Annotated in this window: 1 protein-coding gene; it reads right to left on the bottom strand. The window is 41.9% G+C overall.

Annotation, left to right across the window (positions count from 1 at the left end; genetic code table 11):
* Positions 1-1,179 (bottom strand): sigma-54 interaction domain-containing protein (locus AC29Z1_RS06690; RefSeq protein ID WP_488270683.1); only part of this gene is annotated, 1,179 nt, incomplete at its 3' end.
* Positions 1,180-1,652: the final 473 nt, after the last annotated feature.

Below are 1,652 nucleotides of genomic sequence, written 5' to 3'. Positions count from 1 at the left end.
CACATTGTCTTCACACATATTAGCGGCAAATTCAATTACATTCCGCAATTCCCGTATATTTCCGGGCCAACCGTATGCTTGTAGAATGGTATAAACTTCCGGAGAAAACCGAAACGGACGCCCTACTTTTTGCGAGAATACGTGTAAAAAGTGCTCTGCCAACGGCGTTACATCCCCGCCTCGTTCCCTAAGTGGCGGCAAATGCAGATGTAATACATTGAGCCGATAGAACAAGTCCTGACGGAATCTACCGTCTTTGACCATTTCCGCCAGATTACGGTTGGTAGCAGCAATTACACGTATATCTAGTTCTACTTCACCGACTTCTCCTACTTTACGAATTGTCCGTTCTTGAAGTACCCGCAGCAATTTACTTTGAACCTCAAGGCTTAATTCGCCAATTTCATCCAAAAATATCGTGCCGCCATCAGCAATCTCAAACAACCCTGTCTTTCCACCCTTACGTGCCCCTGTAAACGCCCCTTCCTCATAACCAAACAGTTCACTCTCTACTAAACTTGAGGTCAGTGAGGCGCAATTAAGGGCCACAAAAGGACCGTGACTACGTTTACTTTCATTATGAATGGCATGAGCAAAAATTTCCTTGCCGGTACCGCTCTCTCCAGTAATTAAAATATCCGATACACCACTTGCGACTTTTTTCGCAAACTGGACTACCTTTTGTACCGAATCGCTTTGACCGATAAAGTCTTTAAAACTATAACGGGCCCGGTAGGCATGTTCAACCATTTTCTTCAGGCGATTAGCCTTTTTTTCAAATTTATTAACTTGCTGGCTTAGTCGATGAACTTCTGTAACATCCTTAACAATCGAAATACCGCCCGCTACCTGTCCATTAATTATAATCGGAGCCATATCCACAACATATTCGATTTCACCCTCGCGCCGGTAAACACCGGCCATAGGCACTCCGGAATAAATAACCTGGGGCAAAATAGCTCCTGGTCTAACCTCACTCAGGTTCTTGCCTACGATTTTCTCATACTCAACACCTGTTATCCGCGTGTATTCAGGATTAATATATCTAACAATAAACTCAGCATCACAGATTAATAATCCGTCATAAATTGAGTCTAAAATGTGCAAAAACCAGGACTGCGTCTCCCGCAATACATGAAAGAGATCCCCTAACTTTTCGTGTTTCTCATCAATTGTCAACTACTTTCCCCCAATCTGTCATTGTCTCTTCTAGAAGTACAAAGTGTAAAACCAAAACAAATTGTCTGTACTTTGAGTATAACATATATAACCTAGTAATTTTATTCATCAACAATAAAAAATGTCAAAAAACGTCGAAACTACATTCTCTAGCCTATGATGATCTAATCGAGCAATAAACATGTATATACACCAAAGGAAATAGTTGTCAGTGCAGTCAGCCCTACCTTAAACATACAAGGAAGGTTTTATAACATACAAAATCCTGCAAACCATTATGATCTGCAGGATTAATACTCATTATTTATGTTTATTCTACATGACTTACGACAATATCCCCCGCCGCTAACCTAGTCACTGCTCCAAACAACACCTGAGCACCAGCGGCAATATCTTCCAGACTGGCCCATTCCGCAGGATTATGGCTAATGCCGCCTTTGCAGGGGACAAATACCATACCAGTAGGGGCAAGT

It is taken from the genome of Sporomusa sp., from assembly GCF_057736855.1.
The sequence above is the reverse complement of the archived record's forward strand: the minus strand, read 5'-3'. Positions and strand labels throughout refer to the sequence as shown.